The organism is Methylobacterium sp. Leaf94 (assembly GCF_001426045.1).
In the GTDB taxonomy this organism is placed as follows: Bacteria; Pseudomonadota; Alphaproteobacteria; order Rhizobiales; family Beijerinckiaceae; genus Methylobacterium.
Map to the genome: position 1 here is coordinate 182,935 of NZ_LMRM01000002.1, position 20,433 is coordinate 203,367.

Annotated in this window: 24 protein-coding genes; 12 read left to right on the forward strand and 12 right to left on the reverse strand. The window is 72.8% G+C overall.

From position 1 onward, the window contains the following. Positions 1 to 90: 90 nt before the first annotated feature. Positions 91 to 444 carry a hypothetical protein gene (locus ASG63_RS02550; protein ID WP_056211737.1) on the reverse strand — a complete coding sequence of 118 codons (354 nt, stop codon included), beginning with the start codon at positions 442 to 444 and terminating at the stop codon, positions 91 to 93. 358 nt (positions 445 to 802) lie between these two features. Continuing rightward, the gene (tlpA, locus tag ASG63_RS02555) at positions 803 to 1,435 is read right to left on the reverse strand and encodes a thiol:disulfide interchange protein TlpA (RefSeq protein ID WP_443189767.1); all 633 of its coding nucleotides are present in this window, start codon (positions 1,433 to 1,435) and stop codon (positions 803 to 805) included. A 51-nt stretch (positions 1,436 to 1,486) separates the two neighbouring features. Between tlpA and argH the strand changes: the two genes are divergently transcribed. The 3 genes from argH to ASG63_RS02570 all read left to right on the forward strand — a co-directional run bounded on the left by argH (position 1,487) and on the right by ASG63_RS02570 (position 4,206). Further along, complete coding sequence (gene argH / locus ASG63_RS02560) at positions 1,487 to 2,872, forward strand: argininosuccinate lyase (RefSeq protein WP_056211739.1); 1,386 nt, start codon at positions 1,487 to 1,489, stop codon at positions 2,870 to 2,872. Between the two features lie 199 nt (positions 2,873 to 3,071). After that, on the forward strand, positions 3,072 to 3,392 hold the full coding sequence (locus ASG63_RS02565; RefSeq protein WP_056211741.1) for a hypothetical protein: 321 nt from the start codon (positions 3,072 to 3,074) through the stop codon (positions 3,390 to 3,392). Between the two features lie 100 nt (positions 3,393 to 3,492). Next, the gene (locus ASG63_RS02570; RefSeq protein WP_056211743.1) at positions 3,493 to 4,206 is read left to right on the forward strand and encodes a hypothetical protein; all 714 of its coding nucleotides are present in this window, start codon (positions 3,493 to 3,495) and stop codon (positions 4,204 to 4,206) included. Between the two features lie 15 nt (positions 4,207 to 4,221). Here ASG63_RS02570 and ASG63_RS02575 read toward each other — a convergent pair whose 3' ends face one another. The 3 genes from ASG63_RS02575 to ASG63_RS02585 all read right to left on the reverse strand — a co-directional run bounded on the left by ASG63_RS02575 (position 4,222) and on the right by ASG63_RS02585 (position 5,987). Further along, positions 4,222 to 5,163, reverse strand: coding sequence for an ABC transporter ATP-binding protein (locus ASG63_RS02575; RefSeq protein ID WP_056211745.1), 942 nt, complete (start codon positions 5,161 to 5,163; stop codon positions 4,222 to 4,224). A 37-nt stretch (positions 5,164 to 5,200) separates the two neighbouring features. Beyond that, the gene (locus ASG63_RS02580) at positions 5,201 to 5,470 is read right to left on the reverse strand and encodes a hypothetical protein (protein WP_056211747.1); all 270 of its coding nucleotides are present in this window, start codon (positions 5,468 to 5,470) and stop codon (positions 5,201 to 5,203) included. A gap of 196 nt (positions 5,471 to 5,666) precedes the next feature. Continuing rightward, the gene (locus ASG63_RS02585; protein WP_056211749.1) at positions 5,667 to 5,987 is read right to left on the reverse strand and encodes a hypothetical protein; all 321 of its coding nucleotides are present in this window, start codon (positions 5,985 to 5,987) and stop codon (positions 5,667 to 5,669) included. Between the two features lie 190 nt (positions 5,988 to 6,177). Here ASG63_RS02585 and ASG63_RS02590 point away from each other — a divergent pair, with 190 nt between their 5' ends. Next, positions 6,178 to 6,894, forward strand: a complete 717-nt coding sequence (locus ASG63_RS02590; RefSeq protein WP_056211751.1) for an HAD-IA family hydrolase — start codon at positions 6,178 to 6,180, stop codon at positions 6,892 to 6,894. Positions 6,895 to 7,287: 393 nt separating this feature from the next. Beyond that, positions 7,288 to 7,617, forward strand: coding sequence for a hypothetical protein (locus ASG63_RS02595; RefSeq protein ID WP_056211753.1), 330 nt, complete (start codon positions 7,288 to 7,290; stop codon positions 7,615 to 7,617). Between the two features lie 19 nt (positions 7,618 to 7,636). Here ASG63_RS02595 and ASG63_RS02600 read toward each other — a convergent pair whose 3' ends face one another. The 6 genes from ASG63_RS02600 to ASG63_RS02625 all read right to left on the reverse strand — a co-directional run bounded on the left by ASG63_RS02600 (position 7,637) and on the right by ASG63_RS02625 (position 11,572). After that, positions 7,637 to 8,335, reverse strand: coding sequence for a TenA family protein (locus ASG63_RS02600; RefSeq protein ID WP_056211755.1), 699 nt, complete (start codon positions 8,333 to 8,335; stop codon positions 7,637 to 7,639). Beyond that, positions 8,332 to 9,222, reverse strand: coding sequence for an aldose 1-epimerase family protein (locus ASG63_RS02605; RefSeq protein ID WP_056211757.1), 891 nt, complete (start codon positions 9,220 to 9,222; stop codon positions 8,332 to 8,334). The genes ASG63_RS02600 and ASG63_RS02605 overlap by 4 nt, the downstream gene beginning before the upstream one ends. A 56-nt stretch (positions 9,223 to 9,278) precedes the next feature. Continuing rightward, the gene (gene mepA, locus ASG63_RS02610; protein WP_056211758.1) at positions 9,279 to 10,205 is read right to left on the reverse strand and encodes a penicillin-insensitive murein endopeptidase; all 927 of its coding nucleotides are present in this window, start codon (positions 10,203 to 10,205) and stop codon (positions 9,279 to 9,281) included. A 125-nt stretch (positions 10,206 to 10,330) separates the two neighbouring features. Further along, positions 10,331 to 10,879 (reverse strand): hypothetical protein, encoded by a 549-nt coding sequence (locus ASG63_RS02615; protein ID WP_056211760.1) that lies wholly within the window; start codon positions 10,877 to 10,879, stop codon positions 10,331 to 10,333. Between the two features lie 5 nt (positions 10,880 to 10,884). Beyond that, entirely contained in the window at positions 10,885 to 11,094 is a 210-nt protein-coding gene (locus ASG63_RS02620) for a TOBE domain-containing protein (protein WP_055948660.1), read from the reverse strand. 133 nt (positions 11,095 to 11,227) lie between these two features. Next, the gene (locus tag ASG63_RS02625) at positions 11,228 to 11,572 is read right to left on the reverse strand and encodes a DUF2293 domain-containing protein (protein ID WP_056211762.1); all 345 of its coding nucleotides are present in this window, start codon (positions 11,570 to 11,572) and stop codon (positions 11,228 to 11,230) included. A 409-nt stretch (positions 11,573 to 11,981) separates the two neighbouring features. Between ASG63_RS02625 and ASG63_RS02630 the strand changes: the two genes are divergently transcribed. From ASG63_RS02630 to ASG63_RS02660, 7 genes are all read left to right on the forward strand, one after another. Next, entirely contained in the window at positions 11,982 to 13,082 is a 1,101-nt protein-coding gene (locus tag ASG63_RS02630; protein ID WP_244472689.1) for an HD-GYP domain-containing protein, read from the forward strand. A gap of 350 nt (positions 13,083 to 13,432) precedes the next feature. Continuing rightward, on the forward strand, positions 13,433 to 14,023 hold the full coding sequence (gene msuE, locus ASG63_RS02635) for an FMN reductase (protein WP_056211764.1): 591 nt from the start codon (positions 13,433 to 13,435) through the stop codon (positions 14,021 to 14,023). Positions 14,024 to 14,036: 13 nt separating this feature from the next. Continuing rightward, on the forward strand, positions 14,037 to 14,993 hold the full coding sequence (locus tag ASG63_RS02640) for an aliphatic sulfonate ABC transporter substrate-binding protein (protein ID WP_056211766.1): 957 nt from the start codon (positions 14,037 to 14,039) through the stop codon (positions 14,991 to 14,993). A 7-nt stretch (positions 14,994 to 15,000) separates the two neighbouring features. Further along, positions 15,001 to 15,783, forward strand: coding sequence for an aliphatic sulfonate ABC transporter permease SsuC (gene ssuC / locus ASG63_RS02645; protein WP_056211769.1), 783 nt, complete (start codon positions 15,001 to 15,003; stop codon positions 15,781 to 15,783). 54 nt (positions 15,784 to 15,837) lie between these two features. Further along, on the forward strand, positions 15,838 to 16,683 hold the full coding sequence (locus ASG63_RS02650; protein ID WP_056211771.1) for an ATP-binding cassette domain-containing protein: 846 nt from the start codon (positions 15,838 to 15,840) through the stop codon (positions 16,681 to 16,683). A gap of 31 nt (positions 16,684 to 16,714) precedes the next feature. Continuing rightward, positions 16,715 to 17,878, forward strand: coding sequence for an FMNH2-dependent alkanesulfonate monooxygenase (gene ssuD / locus ASG63_RS02655; RefSeq protein WP_056211773.1), 1,164 nt, complete (start codon positions 16,715 to 16,717; stop codon positions 17,876 to 17,878). A 332-nt stretch (positions 17,879 to 18,210) separates the two neighbouring features. Next, on the forward strand, positions 18,211 to 19,191 hold the full coding sequence (locus ASG63_RS02660; RefSeq protein WP_056211775.1) for a sulfonate ABC transporter substrate-binding protein: 981 nt from the start codon (positions 18,211 to 18,213) through the stop codon (positions 19,189 to 19,191). A 6-nt stretch (positions 19,192 to 19,197) separates the two neighbouring features. Here the strand turns inward: ASG63_RS02660 and ASG63_RS02665 are convergent, their stop codons facing one another. Continuing rightward, positions 19,198 to 20,433 carry an oxalate decarboxylase family bicupin gene (locus ASG63_RS02665; RefSeq protein WP_056211777.1) on the reverse strand — a complete coding sequence of 412 codons (1,236 nt, stop codon included), beginning with the start codon at positions 20,431 to 20,433 and terminating at the stop codon, positions 19,198 to 19,200.

Consider the following 20,433-nt stretch of genomic DNA (forward strand, 5'->3'; position numbering starts at 1 on the left):
ACAGGCGTTAAAAATTCCCACGGGTCTTCATGTCGAGGGACGATGTTCGTCGCGAATGATCGTCATCTGTCATCGCCCGTGATTGAATAGTCAGGGCGATAGCGTCCAGTTCGACTGATGAATGACCAGCGTCATTCCGCGACCGTCCGGGCTCTTCACCGACTGGCTCGTGTAATCCGCCGTCCCCGACATCCCGGCGTATTTGCCCGTTCCCCCGACGAAGACGTGCGTGCCCTTGGCGCCCTTGGCTTCGTCGGTGGAGAAGATCTGGTCGCCATCGGCGTCGCTGTCGATGCAGGACCCGTGGTTGAGCGCCTCGCCGCCGCCGACCTCGCGCATCCCGAGGCAGCGCGTGCCCATGTTGTTGAACATTGGTCCGCCGGCCTCGTTGCGGGTGATTCCGGCGCTGTCGTCGGTCGTCACGGTCTGCTCGCCGAGCTTCATGGTGACGAAGGCGGAGGTGAGGTGGGTCGTGGAGTAGCTGTCGGTGCCGCTGCGCGGCAGTTCGGCAGCCTGCGCAAGGGGCGCGGCCAGAACGGCCGCGAACAGAAAGCCCCATGTCGTGACATGATGGACAGGCCTCCGTCTGAGAACAGGCGCAGAGACATTCGCATCGCTCGATGGCGATCGATCATGGTCGCGACGGAACTGCGTGACGACTGGGGGCTTTGCGTGTCAAGATTGGCGAAAAGGTTTACCTGCCTGGCCGTGACCGAACACGACCGTCCGGTGGGTGTCCCGTCCTGGCGGCAATCCGGGCGTGATGCGGCCGGGGCCTCCGCGCTCTCCCACCGCGTCAGATTCAGGATCGCCCGAGGGCGGCCTCGATCAGCGTGACGCCGTCGGCGCTGTCCCACTCGGCCGGTCCCTTCATCACCCCGAGGGTGCAGCCGGCGCCGTCGACCAGGAGGGTGGTGGGCAGGCCGAGGGAGCCGGTGGCCTTCTGGATCGCCGGCAGGACCCGGCCGCCGGGATCGGCATAGTAGGCCAGCCGCGCGATGCCGTTCTGCTTGAGCCAGGCGGGCGGCGCCGCGAGGTTGCGGGTGTCGACGTTGATCGCCACGACGCTGAAATCCGGCCCGCCGAGCCGGCCCTGGAGCCGGTCGAGGGCCGGCATCTCGGCCTTGCAGGGCGCGCACCAGGTCGCCCACAGGTTCACGAGGCGCAGGCCCTGCACGCCGTCGAGGGTGGCGTCGGTTCCCTCCGGCCCCTTGAAGGCTAGGGCCGGCGCGGGCACCGGCACGGTCGCGACCTGGAGGGCGGCGACGGCGCCCCGGGCCAGGGGGGCGATGCGGGCGGCCGCCGCGACCGAGCCCGCGCAGGGGCCGGCGGAGTTGCCGCCGGTCGAGCCCGTCCCGTATACGGCAAGCCCCGCACCGAGTGCGGCGACGAGGACGGCCCCGGCGATCAGCGCAGATCTGCGGCCGGGCATCATCGTTGCGTCCGGGGGCGGACGGGCAGGGCGGCTGGAAGGACGTTTGAAAACATGAGCAACCGGATGTGGGGCGGGCGCTTCGCGAGCGGCCCCGCCGAGATCATGGAGGAGATCAACGCCTCCATCGGGTTCGACAAGCGCCTCGCGCCCCAGGACATCCGCGGCTCGCTGGCGCATGTGGCGATGCTGGGACAGGCGGGAATCCTCCCCTCCGCCGATGTGGCTGCGATCGAGGACGGCCTCAAGGCCGTGCGCGACGAAATCGAGGCGGGCGGCTTCGTCTTCAAGCGCGAGCTCGAGGACATCCACATGTCCGTCGAGAGCCGGCTCACCGAGATCGTCGGCCCGGCGGCCGGGCGCCTGCACACCGCGCGCTCGCGCAACGACCAGGTCGCCACCGACATGAAGCTGTGGGTGCGCGACACCCTCGACAGCCTCGACGCCCAGGCCGCCGGCCTGCAGAAGGCCCTGGCCGAGAAGGCGCTGGCCCATGCCGGCACGGTGATGCCGGGCTTCACCCACCTGCAATCGGCCCAGCCCGTCACCTTCGGGCACCATTGCCTCGCCTACGTGGAGATGCTGGCCCGCGACCGGGGCCGCTTCCGCGATGCCCGTGCGCGCCTGAACGAGTGCCCCCTCGGCGCCGCGGCGCTCGCCGGCACCTCCTTCCCCATCGACCGGCACGCCACGGCCGCGGCGCTCGGCTTCGACCGGCCGACGGCGAACTCCCTCGACTCGGTGGCCGATCGCGACTTCGCCCTGGAATCCCTCGCCGCTGCCTCGATCTGCGCCGTCCACCTGTCGCGTTTCGCCGAGGAGCTGGTGGTCTGGACCTCGGCCCAGTTCAACTTCGTGAAGCTCTCCGACGGCTACACCACCGGCTCGTCGATCATGCCGCAGAAGCGCAACCCGGACGCGGCGGAGCTGGTGCGGGCCAAGGCCGGCCGGGTCATCGGCGCGCTCACGGGCCTGCTCATCGTGATGAAGGGCCTGCCGCTCGCCTATTCGAAGGACATGCAGGAGGACAAGGAGGGCACCTTCGACGCCCTCCAGGCCCTCTCGCTGTGCCTCGCCGCCATGACCGGCATGGTGCGCGACCTCGAACCCAACGCCCCGGTGCTGGCCCGCGCCGCCGGCTCCGGCTACGCCACCGCGACCGACCTCGCCGACTGGCTGGTGCGCGAGCTCGGCCTGCCGTTCCGCGAGGCCCACCACGTCACCGGTCGCCTCGTCGGCGCGGCCTCCGCCCGCAACGTCGGGCTGGAGGCACTCACCCTGGCCGAGATGCAGGCCGCCGAGCCCCGGATCACGCAGGCGGTCTACGCCGTGCTCGGGGTCGAGAACTCGGTCACGAGCCGGACCAGCTACGGCGGCACCGCGCCGGACAACGTGCGGTCGCAGGCGAACCGCTGGCTCGCGGCCCTCGGGCAGGACTGATGCGGACGCCGCGTCATCGGAGCGGTGCCCCTCTCGGCAAGCCTGCGCGGCGCTCGACCGAAGCCCCCATCCGCCATCCCGGAGGGATCGAACCGATTTGGACTGACCCGAAAAGAACCGGACTCGGGGCAGGTGCGTTCACGGCTCAGCTATGTGATGCTGTGTAGGACCCTGTCCCGAGCCCCTCGGAGATCTGCTCATGCCCGCTGAAAGCCGGATCGCGCCGGATGACGTCCCCGCCCTCGCGGCCGAAGCCACGGCGCTGATCGACGCCGCCCTGAGCCGCCTGCCCGAGGCCGACCGGGCCGCCTTCTGGGCCTCGGTGCGCAAGTGCTACAACACGCCCTACAACGATCCGGAGCCCCGCGCGCTGCCGCGGGTGCAGAGGCTCGCGGCCTTCGAGGCGACGGGCCCGGACCCCGCGGAGTCCCCCACCCTGTCGACGCTGGCCGCACCCGCCCTCGCGAGCGTGATGGCGGCGCTGCCGGGCGTGTTCGCCGCCGAGCCCCACGCCGCCTAATCGGGGCGGGACACGCAATCCTGAAACCGGCGCCGCGCGGCGTCGCACATCCGGACGGTCGGCCGGGCTCCCGGTCCGGCGACGTCCCGAAGGGTCTTCCATGGTTCCTGTTCTGCGACGCGGCCTCCGGCTCGGGGCCGCCATCCTGGTCCTGTCCGGTCCCGCCGCCCTGGTCGGCGCCCCCCATCCCTTCGCGGCCGGCCCGGCCCGGGCCCAGAGCCAGGCCCAGGCCCAGACACAGGAGGCCGCCCCCGAGGAGGCGGAGGCCCCGGGCCGCCGGAAGTCCCGCCGGGGGCGCGAGCGCGCCGCGAAGGCCGCCGTGACGGCCCCCGGCATGCAGCAGGCCACCCCGGTGGCGATCTTCGGCGACTGGAACGTCTTCGCGAGCGGCCAGGGCAAGACCCGCGTCTGCTACGCCATCGCCCAGCCGCAGACGCGCTCGCCCAAGACCCTGAGGCGCGACACGGCCTACCTCTTCGTCACCGTGCGCAAGGCCGAGAACGTGGCCAACGAGGTCGCGGTGATGCTGGGCTTCCCGGCCAAGCCCGCGAACAGCCAGGCCAAGGCCAATGCCGGCCCGGCGCCCACCGACCCGACCCTGATCCTCGGCGCCACCCGCTACGGCCTCGTCACCAAGGACAACAACGCCTGGCTCCAGAACCCGGCGGAGGAGACCCGGGTGGTCACCGAGATGGGGCGCACCCCGAAGCTGCAGGTCAAGACCACCTCGCTGCGCGGCAATCCCACCAGCGACGAGTACGCCCTGGCGGGGTTCGGCGACGCGATGAAGCGCGCCCGCGAGGAGTGCAAGTAGGGGACCGGTCAGGCCCTACGCCACCGCCCGGGCCGCCTCGGCCCGGATCGCCGCCAGGGTGAGGTGGACCGGCGGTCCGTCGCCGGTGAGGTTGAGACCGTCGGCACCGGTGGCGAGCAGGAGTGACAGGGCCTCCCGCAGGGACGCCCCGGCCGCGATCGTGGGGGCCTCCGGCAGGGCGCCGGGGCTCGCCAGGCTCCCGGCGGCGATCAGGGCGAGGCGGCGCAAGGCCCGGTCCTGCCCGACGAAACCCGCGACGAAGGCGTCGGCCGGCGCGGCCAGGAGGCGTTCGGGCGCATCGGCCTGGACAATGCGGCCGTCCCGCATCAGCACGACGCGGTCGCCCATCCGCATCGCCTCGTCGATGTCGTGGGTGACGAGGAGCACCGTCTTGCCGAGGCGCCGCAGGATGGCGCCGATCTCGGCCTGCAGGCGGTCGCGGGCGACGGGGTCCACCGCGCCGAAGGGCTCGTCCATGAGGAGCACCGGGGGATCGGCGGCCAGCGCCCGGGCGACGCCCACGCGCTGGCGCTGGCCGCCGGAAAGCGCGTGCGGGCGGCGCGCCCGGTACTGCGCCGGGTCGAGGCCGACGAGGTCGAGCATCGCGTCGACCCGCTCGGCGATCCGGGCACGGGGCCAGCCGAGCAGGCCCGGCACGGTGCCGATGTTGTCGGCGACGCTGCGGTGGGGAAACAGGCCGACGCCCTGGAGCACGTAGCCGATGCGCCGGCGCAGGGCGACGGGATCGGTCCGCGTCACATCCGTGCCGGCGACGCGGACGCGGCCGGCATCCGGCTCCACCAGCCGGTTGACCATCCGAAGGGTCGTGGACTTGCCGCAGCCGGACGGGCCGATCAGGGCGCAGACGCTGCCCTCGGCGACGGCGAGGTCGAGGGCGTCGACGGCGGGGCGTTCGGCCCCGGGGAACCGCTTGCTGACGCCTTCCAGGCGGATCACGGGGCCCTGACCGGCGCGCGGTCCGGCGGCCTAAGCCTCAGCAGCCCTTGCAGATCGAGCCCATGGTGGTGCGCATCTTGGTGTCCCAGGCCTTGTCGCGGGCGGCCGAGGCGCGCTGGGCCTTGGCCATGTCCGCCTCGGTGGAGGCGCGGGTATAGGGGGCCTTGCCCGCCTCCGCGCGGCCCGGCGGCTTGGTCACCCCGGTGGGCGCGATGTTGCGCTGGGGCGCGCCCGGGGACGGCTGCGCCAGGACCGGCGCGGCGCCGAGGAGGAGGGCCAGGGTGGAGGCGGCGACGATGCGGGGCATGAGGAGCGACGGATCCCTGACAGGTGGCGAGGCGTCGGGACGATCGGACGTGAACGGCGCCGCGCCCCGATGATCCCGTTCATCTACGATGGGGACCGCACGGGATTATGGCACCTCGGCCGGATGGCGCGAAGGCGGCGGGCGGCAGCGCGTGCGAAATGGCACCCGGTCCGGCGGTCGCCGCCGCGACCGGCCCTCACGGACCGCTGAGGAAGCCGATCCGCTCCCGCGCCGGCTGTCCGAGCCAGAGCAGGACGGCCCCGATCACGAGCCCGATCAGGGCGGCGGGCGCCAGGGTCAGGGGCAGGACCAGGATCTTCCAGAGCCAGGGGGCGACGCTCTCCACCGTGCCCTGGAGAGCGTTCGCCCGGTCCTTGAACAGGGTGAAGGCGAGGTCGCTGACGCTGGTGAGGCGCGGGGTGTTGTTCGCGACGGAGCGGGCACCGTCGTAGACGAGGCAGACGAAGCCCGCCGCCAGGAAGACGAGGCCGAGGAAGCGGCTGAGGAAACGGACCATCGCACCCGATCGCACCCGCCGGCATCCGCGCCGGCCCTTCAGGCTGAGTAGGAGGGCGCGCCGACGGGCGCAAGCCACCGGTGGCTCGGCCGGGCGTCGCGGTTTGCGCGGGATCGCGATCGCGCCATATGCGGGGCACGGGGCCGCGCGGCGCGGGGCCCATCCGCAACCCGAGACCCGACCGAACCCCATGCGCGACGCCTCCACGCTCCTCCATCCGGTGCCCGCGCCCGGCGCGACGGCCCCACCCCTCGCGCTGGTGATCTTCGATTGCGACGGGGTGCTCGTGGACAGCGAGCCGATCAGCCTGGCGCGCCTCACCGCCGGCCTCAACCGCATCGGCGTGCCCATCGACGTCGAGACCGTGCGGGCGCGCTTCGCCGGCACCTCGATGGTCTCGATCATGGGCCACATCGCCCAGGATTACGGAATCGCGGAGCCCGAGGGCTTCGTCGACGCCGTGAAGGCGGACACGCTGCGCGCCTTCGACAGGGAGCTCCGGGCGGTCGCGGGCGTCGCCGCAGCGGTCGCCGCCCTCGGGCTGCCCTCCTGCGTCGCCTCCAGCAGCGACCCCGTGCGCCTGCGTCACTCCCTGGGGCTGACGGGGCTGCTCCCGCTGTTCGAGGGGCGGATCTTCTCCTCGACCCTGGTGGCGCGGGGCAAGCCGGCGCCCGACCTGTTCCTCCACGCCGCCGCCGCGATGGGGGTCGCCCCCGCGGCCTGCCTCGTCATCGAGGACAGCGTGCCCGGCGTCACGGCGGCCCGCGCCGCCGGCATGCGCGTCGTCGGCTTCAGCGGCGGCGGGCACTGGACCCACGACCCGGCGGCCGCGGACCTGACCCGGGCCGGTGCGGCCCGGATCTTCCGCGACTACCGGGACCTCGCCGGCGTCATCGCCGCCGCTTGATCGGGTCTGCGAAGGAAGCACGCGCGCCGGAGGCCGAGCGGGGCCGTTTCTGCTAACGACTGTGCTGCATTCGGAAGATCGATCCGTTGACGAAACGCAACGGGATGAGCATCTTCAAGACGTTCGGCGATGCCTGGAGGTGTCGCCGCGCCGCGGTGATTTGAAGTGTGTAGCTTGCGCCGCGTCATCAAACGCTAAAGCACCGCGATGCGCTCGCGCCTCGTGGTCCTTCTCGGAAAGGATGACTTGCCGTGACTGTCTGCAACGCATGCTTCCCGCGGGGCGATGCCCCGCGTCTCCGGTCCCAACACGGCCGTTGTCGACGCTGACCATCCCCTCGCGTCCCACCGTTCGTCTCGCGCCGGCCCCGCGCCGGCCACCGGAGTCCTTGTCATGCCGCATCTTCAGATCGAGGCCGAGCGGGCGCTGAATCGCCTGCACGCGGCCCCCAGCCTCGTGGATCACCGGGCGGAGCGCGCCCGCAACCGCCTCCATGCCGAGCCCGCCCCGCCGCGGGTCATCGAGATCGGCGAGATCACCGCCGGGATCGCCGTTCCGGAGCCCGGGGGCGTGCGCTTCTTCGCGTCGAGCCGCGCCTTCGCCCCCCTCGACGGCACGGTCTACCGCAGCGTCGAGCAGGCGGCCCGCGCCGCCCGGGACCGGTTCCGCGACCGGACCCGTCCGGCTGCCCAGGCTCGGGGACCCCGGCTCCAGGCCGTTTGATGGGGCGAAGCCCCTCGCCTCAGACCGGCCAGGCCGCTCCGCGATAGGCTCCGTCCCAGAACAGGTATTCGAGGCGGGTGGCCTGGGTGTAGGCGCGGTGCATCCGGGCCCGGACCTCCGGCGAGGCGCCCCGGGCCGCCTCGTCGGTGGCCGCGATCATGGCGGCGACCGCCTGCGCGAAGTCCTCGCCCGCATAGGTGTCGATCCAGGCGCGGTACGGATTGTCGGCCCGCGCCCGGGAAAAGATGTCCCGGCCGATCTCGGCATAGATCCAGAAGCAGGGCAGCAGCGCGCCGAGCACCACCTCGTAGGGCTCCGCATAGGCGGTGGCGACGAGGTAGGAGACGTAGTGGTCGCAGGGCGGCGAGAGCGGGGTCTGCGCGAAGGTCTCGGCGTCGATGCCGTAATCGCGGAAGAAGCCGCCGTGGAGCGAGCGCTCCACCACGATGGCGGTCTCGGCCGCCCGGGCGAACTGCACCATCCGGTCGGGGTTCGGCGCCTTGGCGGCGGCCAGCGCCAGGGCCCGGCCGAAGCCCACGAGGTAGTGCGCGTCCTGCACGATGTAGTGGATGAAGCGCGCCTGCCCGAGGGTGCCGGCGGCGAGCTCGGCGTTGAACGGCATGGTGCGGATGGCCTCGTAGGCCGCCGCGTTGCGCGTCCAGGCCTCCGCCGAGAAAGCCTCCCCCGAGGACGTGGCGGCCAAGACGGTCTCCGTCATGCCCGGCTCTCCCGCTCGAACGACAGGGTCACCCCGTGGCGCGCCCGTCCGCCCGGGGCCAGCAGGCGCTGCGAATCCCGGCCCGTGAGGTCGCCCGCGAAACCGTCCCAGTCGGCATGGCCGGTCCAGCATTCCAGCGAGAGGAAGGGGGCCGTCGGCTTGGTCCAGACCGCGAGGTGGGGGAAGTCCGACACCGCCAGGCGGATCGCCGCGCCGTCGGGGCCTGTGAAGCGCATCCAGCTGCTCGCCGCATCCCGGAAGACCAGGGCCTCGGTGAACAGCGCCGGATCGAGAGGCAGGGTGTCGCCCTCCAGGGGGATCGGCCGCTCGTCGCGCAGGAGGAGGCCGCCCGCTCCGACCTCGGGGGCGAAGGGGCGCTCCGGGTGCTCGAACCGGACGGCGTAGCCGCCCCCGGCCGCGCGGGCGCCGCCGGCGAAGGGCCAGGGGAAGGCCGGGTGGAAGCCGAGCCCGTAGGGCAGGGGCACCGTGTCGGTGTTCTCGATCCAGATCTCGAGGTCGAGCAGGCCGGGGCCGACCCGGGCGGTGATGTCCAAGCGGAAGGCATAGGGGTAGTGCGCCCGCGTCTCGGCGCTGTCGGTGAGGCGCAGGCTCACGCTGTCGCCGGACCGCTCGATCACCGTGAAGGGCAGGTCGCGGGCAAAGCCGTGCTGCGGCATCGGGTAGGCCGCGTCGCCCACATGGACCGTGCCGTCGGTGGAGGCGCCGACCACCGGGAAAAGCCACGGCGCGTGCCGGTTCCAGTGCGCGGGGTCGCCGCTCCAGAGATAGTCGCGGCCGCCCACCTGCCAGGAGACGGGCTCGGCCCCGTCGGCGTCGATGACCGCCTGCGTGCCGTCGCCGGCCGTGATCGTGATCCGTTCGCCCATCGGTGTCCTGTCGTCCGGCTGGCCGCCCCCGCGGTGGGGGGCGGCGGGAGAGGTCCTCAGCGCGCCTTCAGCACCGCCCGGCAGGCGGTGGGAAGGGCCGCCATCGTCATCGGCGGCTTCGGGCGCGGCGGCTTCGTCGCGGGCTTCGGGTTCATGATCGCGTCGCTGAACCAGTAGGCCAGCTCCTCGCCGCAGCCGTCGCCGGAGGGCGGCGGGGCCTGGTCGCCGCACTGGTCCTGGCCCGCCGGACAGGCGAGGCGGATGTGGTAGTGGTAGTTGTGCCCGTACATCGGCCGCACCTTCGAGAGCCAGGCGCGGTCGCCGCCGGCCTCGCGGCACAGGGCCTTCTTGATCGCCGGGTTGACGAAGATGCGCGCCACCTCGCGCTCCTGCGCCGTCATCCGGATCAGCTTGAGGTGCTCGGGGGTCCAGACCTGCGGGTCGATGTCGAGGCGGTCGGGGCGGACCACGTTGGTGGCGGAGGTCTCCTCGCGCTCGACCCGGCTCATGCGGTGGTCCGGCATCGGGGTCAGCCAGATGTCGGCGTCGAGGCCGAGCTGGTGCGAGGCGTGGCCGGTCAGCATCGGCCCGCCGCGCGGCTGGGACATGTCGCCGACGAGGAGGCCGTTCCAGCCGATGCGAGGCGCCTTGGCGGCCAGGCGCTCCAGGAAGTCGACGAGGGGCGGGGTACCCCACGTCCGGTTGCGCGACAGGCGCATCACCTGCCAGGTCGGCCCGTCCACGGCCAGCGCCTCGCCGCCCGAGAAGCAGCCCTTGGCATAGGAGCCGTAGGCCTGGGCGGGGCCGGGGGCCGGGGTGGTGGCGCGGCCGAACAGGGCTTTGGCCGGCGTGTCCGGCGCGTCCGGGTTGGCGAGCGGCGGCAGGGGCTTCGGGTTGACGCTACCCCGGTCCTGGGCCGCAGCGGGCAGGCCGAGACAGGAGCCGAGGAGCAGGAACGTCGCGAGGCGGAGGCGAAGGGTCAGCGGAGGGCTCCCGGGATCGCGTCCCCGCCGGGCGGGGCGCCGAGGATCGTCTGAGGCGAAGGTTCGCGGTTCACGCCCACGCTAGTCCATCGGGGATCGCCCCGTCGAGGGTCCGCGGTGCCGCCCTATTCCACCGGCGCCACGGCGATCCGGATCGTGTCGGCGGGCGCCCCGCTGATCAGGAGGGTGATCGGCGCGGTGCCGAGCTGGAACCGCACGCTCTTGGCGAGCATCGGGCAGCCGGGGCGCATCGTGCTGGCGGTCGGGGGCCGCGTGGTCCGGTCGTCCTGGCTCACGTCGATCCAGGCCCGGTCCGACAGGGTGACCTGGTAGGCGCCGGGGGCCAGGGGCGCCGCGAGGTGCAGCACGCCGCCATAGGAGCCGGGCTTCGGCGCCCGCGAGGGCGCGACGGGCGGGGCGACCGCCTCCTGCGGCTTCAGGGCGAGGATCGCGGCCGGCATCGCAGCCGGCAGGGTGCCGCCGGATTCCACCCGCGGCAGGCTCGCGGCCGAGAACCAGGCCTGCTCGCGCAGGAGCGACCAGTCGAACTGCGTGCAGGCCGCCGGGTCCGCGGGCGGCGACGCGCCGGTCTCGCCGGCGGGCTGCGCCTGCCCCCGGCCGGCGGACGGCGCCAGGAGAGCGGCGGAGAGCGCGATCGCGGCGAGCCGGCGCATCGTCCTCAATCCACCGCCACCAGGACGTCGGACGACTTCACCACGGCATAGGCCTCGCCGCCCACGGTCAGCTTCAGGCTGTCGACGGATTCGTTGGTGATCGAGGCGGTGACCAGCTGGCCGCCGGCGATCTCGATCTTCACATGGGCCGTGGTGGCCCCCTTCTCGACCGAGACGACCTTGCCCTTGAGGACGTTGCGTGCGCTGATCTTCATGACGATGGGTTCCCTCCCCTTGGCCCGGCCCGGACGGATGGGCCGGCGCGGCGGGACGATGCCGTTCGCGCCGGCGCGGTGCAACCCGTCCGGATGCAACCCAGCACCGGAGCCCACGCGACCGTGATCGGGCTCACGGGGCTTCGTCCTCCTCTTCCGAAACCCGGCGGCGCGAGCCCCAGGCGGCGAGGGCGGCGTTGAGGTCGTCGAGGACGAAGTGGCGGGCGCTGTCGCGGTCGTAGCCCTCCGCGAGAAGGTCGTCGTATTCGGTGAAGACGTGACGGGCATAGGCCACGAGGGCGAGCCAGGCCGCGTTGTCCGGGCGCGCGTTGCGCAGGCCCGGGCTCGCCAGGGCGCGGTCGATCACCGCCTCGGTCTCGAAATCGGGCAGGCGCGGCGCCGCCTGCGCCAGGGCCGCCGCCACCGCCTCACGCCGGTTCATCGCCCGTTCTCCGTCATCGCCGCCCGCCGCCCGCATCCGAGTCGGGCGGGCACGAGGTGCGCGACCGCGCCGCAAAAGTCCACGACCGCCGATGGCTGCCGGCCCACACGCCGTGCGGCCGTCCCGGCGGGGAGCGTCGTGCGGGGGCGCCGCCCGGCGGCGGCGTGGTGCGCCGGCTCCCGTGCCGCCCGTCGTCGCCGGCGCATCCACCCGCACGGACCCCCGCCGGCGGCGCTCGCATCGAGAGGTTGACAAGCTCTCGGCGCGCCTGCGCCGCCTGACCTGTGCCGAAACGGGATGTCTCAGGCACTGACACCCGTCGCTCATTCGCGGAGACCACGTAGACGGGGCACCACGACTGCCTGATGCTTTGTCGTGAATTGTTCGATAATGATTTCGTGTCAAATGTTGAGGGTCGGGCTCGGAAGCCGGACCGCGCACCAGGTTGACGGACCCGCTCGTGACCCAGGACAATTCCGTTCTCATCGTTTCGGACAGGCCGCAACTGGCGGCCCTGCTCTGCCGCGCCGTCGAGAACGTGCTCGCCTGCCGCTGCATCGAGCCCCGCGAGGCCCTGCCGGCGGTGCTGCCCCTCGTCGCCGTGGTCGACATCACCGGCGACGCGCGCCTCGCCGCCGCCTGGATCGTCCGGCTCCACGGCGCCCGGATCGCGAGCCTGGAGCTCACCAACCGGCCCCCCGCCGCGCGCGGCCGAGCCGCCGTCGCCACCCGCACCCTGCCGGCGGATGCACCCCGCACGGCGGTCCTCGCCACCCTCTTCGCCCTCGTGGACGCCTGGCAGGCCGCCCGCCGGAGCGCCGTCGCCGCCCCCATCCGGAAGGTCCGGGACATCGCCGAGCGGGCGCGGGCCGCCGTCGGCCTGGTGGCGGGCGCCTTCGAGGCGGCCGAGGCCGGCCGTCCCGTGAGCGCGGAGGGGGTCGATGCCGGCACGGAGCTGATCCTGGCGGCCGTCTCCGATTCCGGCATCCGCACCTGGCTCGACGTCATCCAGAGCCACGACCAGCAGCTCTACCAGCACTCCCTCAGCGTCGCCGGCTACGCCGCCGCGTTCGGGGCCGGCCTGCGACTCGCCCGCGCCGACCAGAAGCGCCTGGCCCAGGCCGCCCTCCTGCACGATGTCGGCAAGGCGAAGATCCCCCTGGCGATCCTGAACAAGCCCGGCCGCCTCACCGCGGAGGAGATGGCGGTGATGCGCACCCATCCGGCCGTCGGCGCCGACCTCCTCGCCGCCCAGGGCGGATTCGACGCCGCGACCCTCGCCGTGGTGCGCTCGCACCACGAGATGCTCGACGGCAGCGGCTATCCCGACGGCCTCGCGGGGGCGGCGATCCCCGATCTCGTGCGCCTCGTCACCATCTGCGACATCCACTCGGCCCTGACCGAGCGGCGCCCCTATCGCGATCCGCTGCCCCACGGGGAGGCCCATGCCCTGATGCAGGGCATGGTGCCCAAGCTCGATGCCGACCTCCTGGCGGCGTTCCGCCGGGTCGTGCTGCAGGGCGTGCTCGACGACGCCGTCGTCTGAGACGCGATCCCGGGCGCCGTCCCGCGTGGACGAGGCCCGACGCCGTCCGGCGGTGAAAGTCTCGCTATGACGAAATTCTCGGCACGATAATGCCTGTCGAACGGGATCATCTCCCGGGGGCGCGCAGTCCGGAGAGATCCTCTCCGCCGTGGCACGCATTCAAAAGAACGTTTCATTGATTCTCGTGCGTGCAACGGGCACGTTTTCGTCAGAACGACGTCACGGAAAACCCGTGGCTGAGCCCGGTTCACAGAGCACAGATCTCTCGAATGTCCAGAGTTGGCCAGCGCTCGTCTTGAGCGATGGCGCCGTCACGTCTGGAGATCTTTGGCGTCCACGAAAGTCACCCTATGTCGCTGCCCCGCATCGTCGGCTTCACCGCCAATCTCCAGCGCCCCTCGAAGACCCGGGCGCTGGCCGAGTCCCTCGCCGAGGCGGTGGGCACGCACCTGCGGGCCGAGATCCGCCTGTTCGACATGGTGGATGCCGGCACGGGCCTCGGGGCCGCCTGGTCGCGGGACCTGCTGCCGCTGCCGGCCCGCCGCATCGTCGAGGCCATCGAGGGCGCCGACGCGCTCATCGTCGGCTCGCCGGTCTACAAGGGTGCCTATACGGGCCTGTTCAAGCACCTGTTCGACTTCGTCGACCCGGCCGCCCTCGTGGGCAAGCCCGTGATCCTCTCGGCCACCGGCGGCGGCCCGCGCCACGCGCTCGTGGTCGAGCATTCCTTACGCCCGCTCTTCGGGTTCTTCAGCGCCCACACCATCCCGAGCGCGGTCTACGGCTCCGACGCGGATTTTCGCGACGGCGTCCTCGTCGACGACGGCGTGAAGGCCCGCATCGCCGACGCCGCGAGCCAGCTCGCGGACCTGCTCCAGGCCCGGGCCGCCCGGATCGCCGCGCCGGAGGCCCCGGTCGCCGCCTTCGCCAGCGCCGGCTGAAGGCGCCCCGCCGATGCTCTCCCGACGCACCCTCCTCGCCGGCGCCCTGGCGGCGAGCCTGCCCGCCCCGTCCCGGGCCGGGGAGGCCGGCACCTTCCGGATCGGCTACCAGAAGAACGGCATCCTCGTCGTCGCCAAGCAGCAGGGCGCCATCGAGCGGGCGCTGAAGCCGCTGGGCGTGTCCGTGCGCTGGACCGAGTTCTCGTTCGGGCCCCCCGTCCTCGAGGCCCTCGGCGTCGGCGCCATCGATTTCGGCCAGACCGGCGCGCCACCCCCGGTCTTCGCCCAGGCCGCCGGCAATTCCCTCCTGTACGTCGCGGCCCAGGATGCCGGCGGCTCCGGCGAGGCGATCCTGGTGCCGCAGGGGTCGCCCCTCGGGACGCTCGCCGACCTCAAGGGCAAGCGCGTCGCCTTCGCCAAGGGATCGAGCGCCCACTACCTCGTCGTCCGCGCCCTGGAGAAGGCGGGGCTGGCCTACACGGACATCGAGCCCGTGACCCTGGCGCCGGCGGATGCGGCGGCGGCCTTCGCGCGGGGCGCCGTGGACGCCTGGGCGATCTGGGACCCGTACTTCGCCATCGCCGAGCGCCAGCCCGGCACCCGCATCCTGGCCAGTGCCGCCGAGATCGAGAAGCCCACCAACTTCTTCCTGGGCAACCGGGACTTCACGCAAGGCAACGCCCCCGTGGTCCAGGCGGCGGTCGGCGCTCTCGCCGAGGTGGCCGCCTGGTGCGAGGCGCATCGCCCGGAGGTGGCCGCCCTGCTGTCGAAGGGCACCGGCGTGCCCCTCGACGCGACGCAGCGCGCCGTCGACCGCAGCGTCTACGTCATCGCGCCGCTCACCGAGGCGGTCATCGCCGGCCAGCAGCGCGTGGCCGACCGCTTCCAGGCCCTGGGCCTGATCGCCAACCCCATCCGCGTCCGCGATGCCGTGTGGACGCCGCCGGCTCCCCCGGCGAGCAAGGGCTGACCGCAGAATGACCCCGTCCCTCACCACCCGCACCCTCGAGCGCCTGACGCCCTGGCTCGTGCCCGCCGTGATCCTGCTCGGCTGGCAGGTCGCCGCCTCGACGGGCCTCGTCTCCACCCGGTTCATGCCGGCCCCCTCGGGGGTCGTCGCGGCGGGCTGGGAGGCGGCGCGCAGCGGCGAGCTCTGGACCAACCTCTCGATCAGCTTCGCCCGGGCGGCCGTCGGCTTCCTCATCGGCGGCGGCATCGGCTTCGCCCTCGGCCTCGCCAACGGCCTGTCGCGCCTGTCCGAGCGCCTCACCGACACGACGCTGCAGATGATCCGCAACATCCCGCACCTGTCGCTGATCCCCCTGGTGATCCTGTGGTTCGGCATCGACGAGGAGGCCAAGCTCTTCCTCGTGGCGATCGGGGTGTTCTTCCCCGTCTACGCCAACACCCTGCACGGCATCCGCTCGGTGGACCCGCAGCTCGTGGAGATGGGCCGGGTCTACGGCATGTCGCCCACCACGCTCTTCACCCGCGTGGTCCTGCCCGGCGCGCTGCCCTCGATCTTCGTGGGCCTGCGCTACGCGCTGGGCATCATGTGGCTGACGCTCATCGTGGCCGAGACGATCTCGGCCTCCTCGGGACTCGGCTACATGGCGATGCAGGCCCGCGAGTTCATGCTGGTGGACGTCGTGGTGCTGGCGATCGTGATCTATGCCGGCCTCGGCAAGGCCGCCGACGCGGTCACCCGCCTGCTGGAGCGCCGGTTCCTGGCCTGGAACCCGGCCTACCGGAACGCGTGACGCGGCGGCGGCTCTCCTCCCGAAATCCTCATCTCCCCTTCGACGGTCCGTCCCATGCTCGCCACCGCCCTCCGCGTCCCCGAGGATTCCCCGATCCGCGATCCGAACCCCCGCCCGGTCGCCGCCCCGAAGGCGCCGGCCCGGACCGCGCCCGCGCCATCCGCCACGGGCATCGGCGTCACCCTGCGCGACCTGCGGAAGGACTTCGACGGTCACACGGTGATCGAGGGCCTCGACCTGCACATCCCGGCCGGGCAGTTCGTGGCCGTGGTCGGGCGCTCGGGCTGCGGCAAGAGCACCCTGCTGCGCCTGATCCTCGGCCTGGAGCAGCCGAGCGCCGGCCGCATCGCCCTCGAGTCGGGCGCCGTGCGCACGCCCCCGAAGCGCATCATGTTCCAGGAGCCGCGCCTGCTGCCCTGGGCCCGGGTCGTGGACAACGTGGCGGTGGGCCTCGGCGAGGGCGGCCGCAAGGCCGAGCGCCGCGCCAGGGCGCAAGCGGCGCTGGCCGAGGTCGGCCTCTCCGAGAAGGCCGGCAACTGGCCCGCGACCCTGTCGGGCGGCCAGCGCCAGCGGGTGGCGCTCGCCCGCGCCCTCGTCAGCCGCCCGGGGCTGCTCGCCCTCGACGAGCCCCTGGGCGCCCTCGACGCCCTGACCCGCATCGACATGCAGGCGATGATCGAGCGGATCTGGCGGGCGCAGGGCTTCACCGCGATCCTCGTCACCCACGACGTCGCCGAGGCCGTGGCGATGGCCGACCGCATCCTCGTGGTGGAGGCCGGCCGCATCGCCCTCGACGTCGCCGTGGACGTGCCGCGCCCGCGCCGGCGGGGCGATGCCGACCTCGCGGCCCTGGAAGGCCGCATCCTCGACCACCTGTTGTCCGAGCGCGCGCCGTCCTGAGCGCCGCCTCCCCGTCCAAGAAAGATTTCCCATGACCGGTCAGACCGACGTTCTCTGGTTCCTCCCGACCCACGGCGACGGCCGCTACCTCGGCGCCCAGGAGGGCGCCCGCGACGTCTCGCTCGCCTATCTGCGCCAGATCGCCCAGGCCGCGGACGAGCTCGGCTATTACGGCGTGCTCCTGCCCACCGGGCGCTCCTGCGAGGATTCCTGGGTGGTGGCCTCGGCGCTGGCGCCCCTGACGAAGCGGCTGCGCTTCCTCGTGGCCGTGCGCCCCGGCCTGCAGGAGCCGTCCATGGCCGCCCGCATGGCCGCGACCCTCGACCGGATCTCGGACGGGCGCCTGCTCATCAACGTCGTCACGGGCGGCGACCCGGTGGAGCTGCGCGGCGACGGCGTCTTCCTCGACCATGACGAGCGCTACGTCGTGACGGACGAGTTCCTGCACATCTGGCGCGGGCTGATGGCCGGCGAGACGGTCAGCTACGCAGGCAAGCACCTCCGGGTGGAGGAGGGCCGGGTGATCTTCCCGCCGGTGCAGACGCCCTATCCGCCGCTCTACTTCGGCGGCTCGTCGCCGGCCGGCATCGAGGTCGCGGCCGAGCATTGCGAGGTCTACCTCACCTGGGGCGAGCCCCCGGCGGGCGTCGCCGAGAAGATCGCCAAGGCCCGCGAAGCGGCCGACCGGAAAGGAAAATCCTTCTCCTACGGCATCCGCCTGCACGTCATCGTGCGGGAGACGGAGGGCGAGGCCTGGGCCGCGGCCGAGAGCCTGATCTCGCGCCTCGACGACGCGACCATCGCCAAGGCGCAGGCCACCCTGAAGCGCCAGGATTCCGTCGGCCAGAGCCGGATGATGGCCCTGCACGGGGGCGACCGCACCAAGCTCGAGGTCTCGCCGAACCTCTGGGCCGGCGTCGGCCTGGTGCGCGGCGGCGCCGGCACCGCCCTGGTCGGCTCGGCCGATCAGGTCGCCGACCGGATGAAGGAGTACATCGACCTCGGGATCGACCGCTTCATCCTGTCGGGCTACCCGCACTTGGAGGAGGCCTACCGCTTCGCCGAGCTGGTCTTCCCCAAGCTGCCCTTGCGCGCCACCACCGGCGTCGCGCCCACGAACGCCCGCAACAACGGCCCGTTCGGCGAGGTCATCGCCAACGACATCGTCCCGAGCCGGCGCATCGCGGCCCATTGAGGCGCTGACGTCGAAGGCGCCTCCTCGGCGTCGCCGCCGCTCATCGCGGGCACGACGCGGTGTCCGCGCTCCTCGCCCCGCAGGCGGCTACCGTATTCACGCATCCGCCTCTGCAAACTCGGCGCGTCCCTCTCCCCCTTGTGGGAGAGGTGAGGAGTGGGGGGCGGGTGACCCTCAGCCGGCCGAGGCTGGCGGAGCCACCCCCACCTCCCACTCCTCCCCACGAGGGGGAGGAGGGCCGCGTCGTGCCGACATGTGGAAATCCGGTCGCCGCAGGCGGGGAGAGAGCCTTGCCGGCGCTCCACCCCACCCCCAGCCCAGAGGACAGTCCCATGCCCGCCGCCACCCGCGCGCTCGCGCTCCGCTCCGACGGCACCCGCCGCGCCGGGATCCTGCTCGCCGCCCTGGCCGTGCTGACCTTCGGCGTCCTGCACGCCCGCGCGGACGAGAAGGTGATCCGCATCGGCTACCAGAAATACGGCACCCTGGTGCTGCTCAAGGGCAAGGGCCTGCTGGAGCAGCGCCTGAAGCCGCTCGGCTACCGCGTCACCTGGGCCGAGTTTCCCTCGGGGCCGCCCCTGATGGAGGCGCTGAATGCCGGGGCCGTCGATCTCGGCTCGGCCGGCGAGGCCCCCCCGATCTTCGCCCAGGCCGCCAACCCGGACCTGCTCTATGTCGGCCACGAGCCCGCAGCCCCCAAGGGCGAGGCGATCCTGGTGGCCCAGGACGGCCCGATCCGCACGGTCGCGGACCTGCGCGGCAAGAAGATCGCCCTGAACAAGGGCTCGAACGTCCATTACTTCCTGGTCCGGGCCCTGGAGCAGGCGGGGGTGCCCTACGAGGCGGTGACGCCGACCTTCCTGGCGCCGGCCGACGGGGCCGCCGCCTTCGCGCGGGGCGCCGTGGACGCCTGGGCGATCTGGGACCCCTACCTTGCCTCGGGCGAGCGCAGCACCGGCGGTCGCATTCTCGCCGACGGCACCGGCCTCGTGCCGAACCGCCAGTTCTACCTCTCGACCCGCGCCTTCGCCGCCGCGCACGGCCCGGCCCTCGACGCGACGCTCGCCGCCATCGGCGCGATCGACGCCTGGGCCAAGGACAACACCGACGCGGTGGCGGCCGAACTCGCCCCCTCCGTCGGCATCCCGGCGCCGATTCTCACGGTGGCCCTGCGCCGCCTCACCTACGGGGTCACGCCGCTGAACGCCGAGACCACCGCCGACCAGCAGCGGGTCGCCGACACCTTCCACCGCCTCGGCCTGCTGCCGAAGCCCGTGGACGTCGCCGCGGCGGTGAGGAAGCCCGGGAGTTGAGGCGGCTCAGCCCGGCAGCACCGGCGCCTTGACCGCCGGCAGGCGGTCGAGATCCGCCGGATTGAGGTGGGTGTGCGCCGCCACCAGGGCGTGCGGGGTGAGGGCGAGCCACTGGCGCAGGGAGATGTCCGCGTAGGTCGGGCTGCGGAACATCTCCAGGAAGGTCAGGGGCGTCGGGCCGGTGTTCTCGATGTAGTGGCCCATGGCGAAGGGGACGTAGCCGACGTCGCCGGCCTGGTAGTCGAAGGTGCGGGCCTTCGATTCCGAGCCGAACACCGTCATGCGGCCCTGGCCCGCGATGTAGAACTGCCACTCGTCGCCGTTCGGGTGCCAGTGCAGCTCGCGAATGGCTCCGGGCTCCAGCTCCACCAGGGCGGCCGCGATGGTCTTCGAGGCCTTGAACACCGAGGAATCGGTGATGCGCACGGTGCCGCCCTGCAGGCTGAGGGGGGCCTGGGCCAGCATCCGGTGGCTGAAGGGCTCCGGCACCGGGCCGCTGCCGCCCATCCGGTCCGCGTCGAGGGGGCCGGGCATCGGCCCCGGGAAGATGTAGAGTTCCTTCTCCGGCATGCCCGCGAAGGCGCTCTCCGGCAGGCTGAAATTCTTGGCCAGGATGTCCCTCGGCGTATGCGCCATCCAGTCGGTCAGGAGGAAGGTGGAATCCTCCGAGAACCCGCCATCGTCGAAGACCAGCAGGAACTCGCAGCCGTCGACGCCGTCGGCGGACAGGCCCTGGATCGCGTGCGGGATGCCCGAGGGGAAGTACCAGAGGTCGCCCGCGCCGACATCGTCCGCGAAGGTCCGCCCCTGCGCGTCCACCGCGGTGATCCGGGCCCGGCCCTTCAGCATGTAGGCCCACTCGGCCTCCTTGTGCCAGTGCATCTCGCGCACCACCCCGGCGCCGAGCCGCATGTTCACCCCCGCCATCGCCTTCGACACCGGCAGTTCGCGGATCGTCGTCTGCCGGGCCCAGCCCCCCTCCTCGAGGCGCATGTGGCTGTCGGCGAAGGACCATTTCAGGTTCGGCATCGTGCCGTGGTCGGTCCGGGGCGGGCGCAGGGTGAAGGGGTCCTGCGCCTCCCGGGCCGGGTTGCGGGGCCCCAGGATCGAGGCGCCGTCCTTGCCCCGGATCGGGCTCTGCGCCCCGGGTGCCGCGGGCGGAGCCTGCGCGCCGGCCACGGTGAGGAGGGAGCCCCCGGCGGCGGTGGCGGCCAGGAGGCTTCGGCGGGACAGGTCGGTCAT

What these genes read in the sequence shown, in the direction of transcription:
- msuE (WP_056211764.1), top strand. Translation starts at nt 13,433, where the DNA reads ATGTCGCTGCCCCGCATCGTCGGCTTCACCGCCAATCTCCAGCGCCCC.
- tlpA (WP_443189767.1), bottom strand. Translation starts at nt 1,435, where the DNA reads ATGATGCCCGGCCGCAGATCTGCGCTGATCGCCGGGGCCGTCCTCGTC.
- ASG63_RS02640 (WP_056211766.1), top strand. Translation starts at nt 14,037, where the DNA reads ATGCTCTCCCGACGCACCCTCCTCGCCGGCGCCCTGGCGGCGAGCCTG.
- ASG63_RS02565 (WP_056211741.1), top strand. Translation starts at nt 3,072, where the DNA reads ATGCCCGCTGAAAGCCGGATCGCGCCGGATGACGTCCCCGCCCTCGCG.
- ASG63_RS02600 (WP_056211755.1), bottom strand. Translation starts at nt 8,335, where the DNA reads ATGACGGAGACCGTCTTGGCCGCCACGTCCTCGGGGGAGGCTTTCTCG.
- ssuD (WP_056211773.1), top strand. Translation starts at nt 16,715, where the DNA reads ATGACCGGTCAGACCGACGTTCTCTGGTTCCTCCCGACCCACGGCGAC.
- ASG63_RS02585 (WP_056211749.1), bottom strand. Translation starts at nt 5,987, where the DNA reads ATGGTCCGTTTCCTCAGCCGCTTCCTCGGCCTCGTCTTCCTGGCGGCG.
- ASG63_RS02590 (WP_056211751.1), top strand. Translation starts at nt 6,178, where the DNA reads ATGCGCGACGCCTCCACGCTCCTCCATCCGGTGCCCGCGCCCGGCGCG.
- ASG63_RS02605 (WP_056211757.1), bottom strand. Translation starts at nt 9,222, where the DNA reads ATGGGCGAACGGATCACGATCACGGCCGGCGACGGCACGCAGGCGGTC.
- ASG63_RS02570 (WP_056211743.1), top strand. Translation starts at nt 3,493, where the DNA reads ATGGTTCCTGTTCTGCGACGCGGCCTCCGGCTCGGGGCCGCCATCCTG.
- ASG63_RS02550 (WP_056211737.1), bottom strand. Translation starts at nt 444, where the DNA reads ATGAAGCTCGGCGAGCAGACCGTGACGACCGACGACAGCGCCGGAATC.
- ASG63_RS02660 (WP_056211775.1), top strand. Translation starts at nt 18,211, where the DNA reads ATGCCCGCCGCCACCCGCGCGCTCGCGCTCCGCTCCGACGGCACCCGC.
- ASG63_RS02665 (WP_056211777.1), bottom strand. Translation starts at nt 20,433, where the DNA reads ATGACCGACCTGTCCCGCCGAAGCCTCCTGGCCGCCACCGCCGCCGGG.
- ASG63_RS02625 (WP_056211762.1), bottom strand. Translation starts at nt 11,572, where the DNA reads ATGCGGGCGGCGGGCGGCGATGACGGAGAACGGGCGATGAACCGGCGT.
- ASG63_RS02650 (WP_056211771.1), top strand. Translation starts at nt 15,838, where the DNA reads ATGCTCGCCACCGCCCTCCGCGTCCCCGAGGATTCCCCGATCCGCGAT.
- ssuC (WP_056211769.1), top strand. Translation starts at nt 15,001, where the DNA reads ATGACCCCGTCCCTCACCACCCGCACCCTCGAGCGCCTGACGCCCTGG.
- argH (WP_056211739.1), top strand. Translation starts at nt 1,487, where the DNA reads ATGAGCAACCGGATGTGGGGCGGGCGCTTCGCGAGCGGCCCCGCCGAG.
- ASG63_RS02580 (WP_056211747.1), bottom strand. Translation starts at nt 5,470, where the DNA reads ATGCCCCGCATCGTCGCCGCCTCCACCCTGGCCCTCCTCCTCGGCGCC.
- ASG63_RS02595 (WP_056211753.1), top strand. Translation starts at nt 7,288, where the DNA reads ATGCCGCATCTTCAGATCGAGGCCGAGCGGGCGCTGAATCGCCTGCAC.
- ASG63_RS02620 (WP_055948660.1), bottom strand. Translation starts at nt 11,094, where the DNA reads ATGAAGATCAGCGCACGCAACGTCCTCAAGGGCAAGGTCGTCTCGGTC.
- ASG63_RS02615 (WP_056211760.1), bottom strand. Translation starts at nt 10,879, where the DNA reads ATGCGCCGGCTCGCCGCGATCGCGCTCTCCGCCGCTCTCCTGGCGCCG.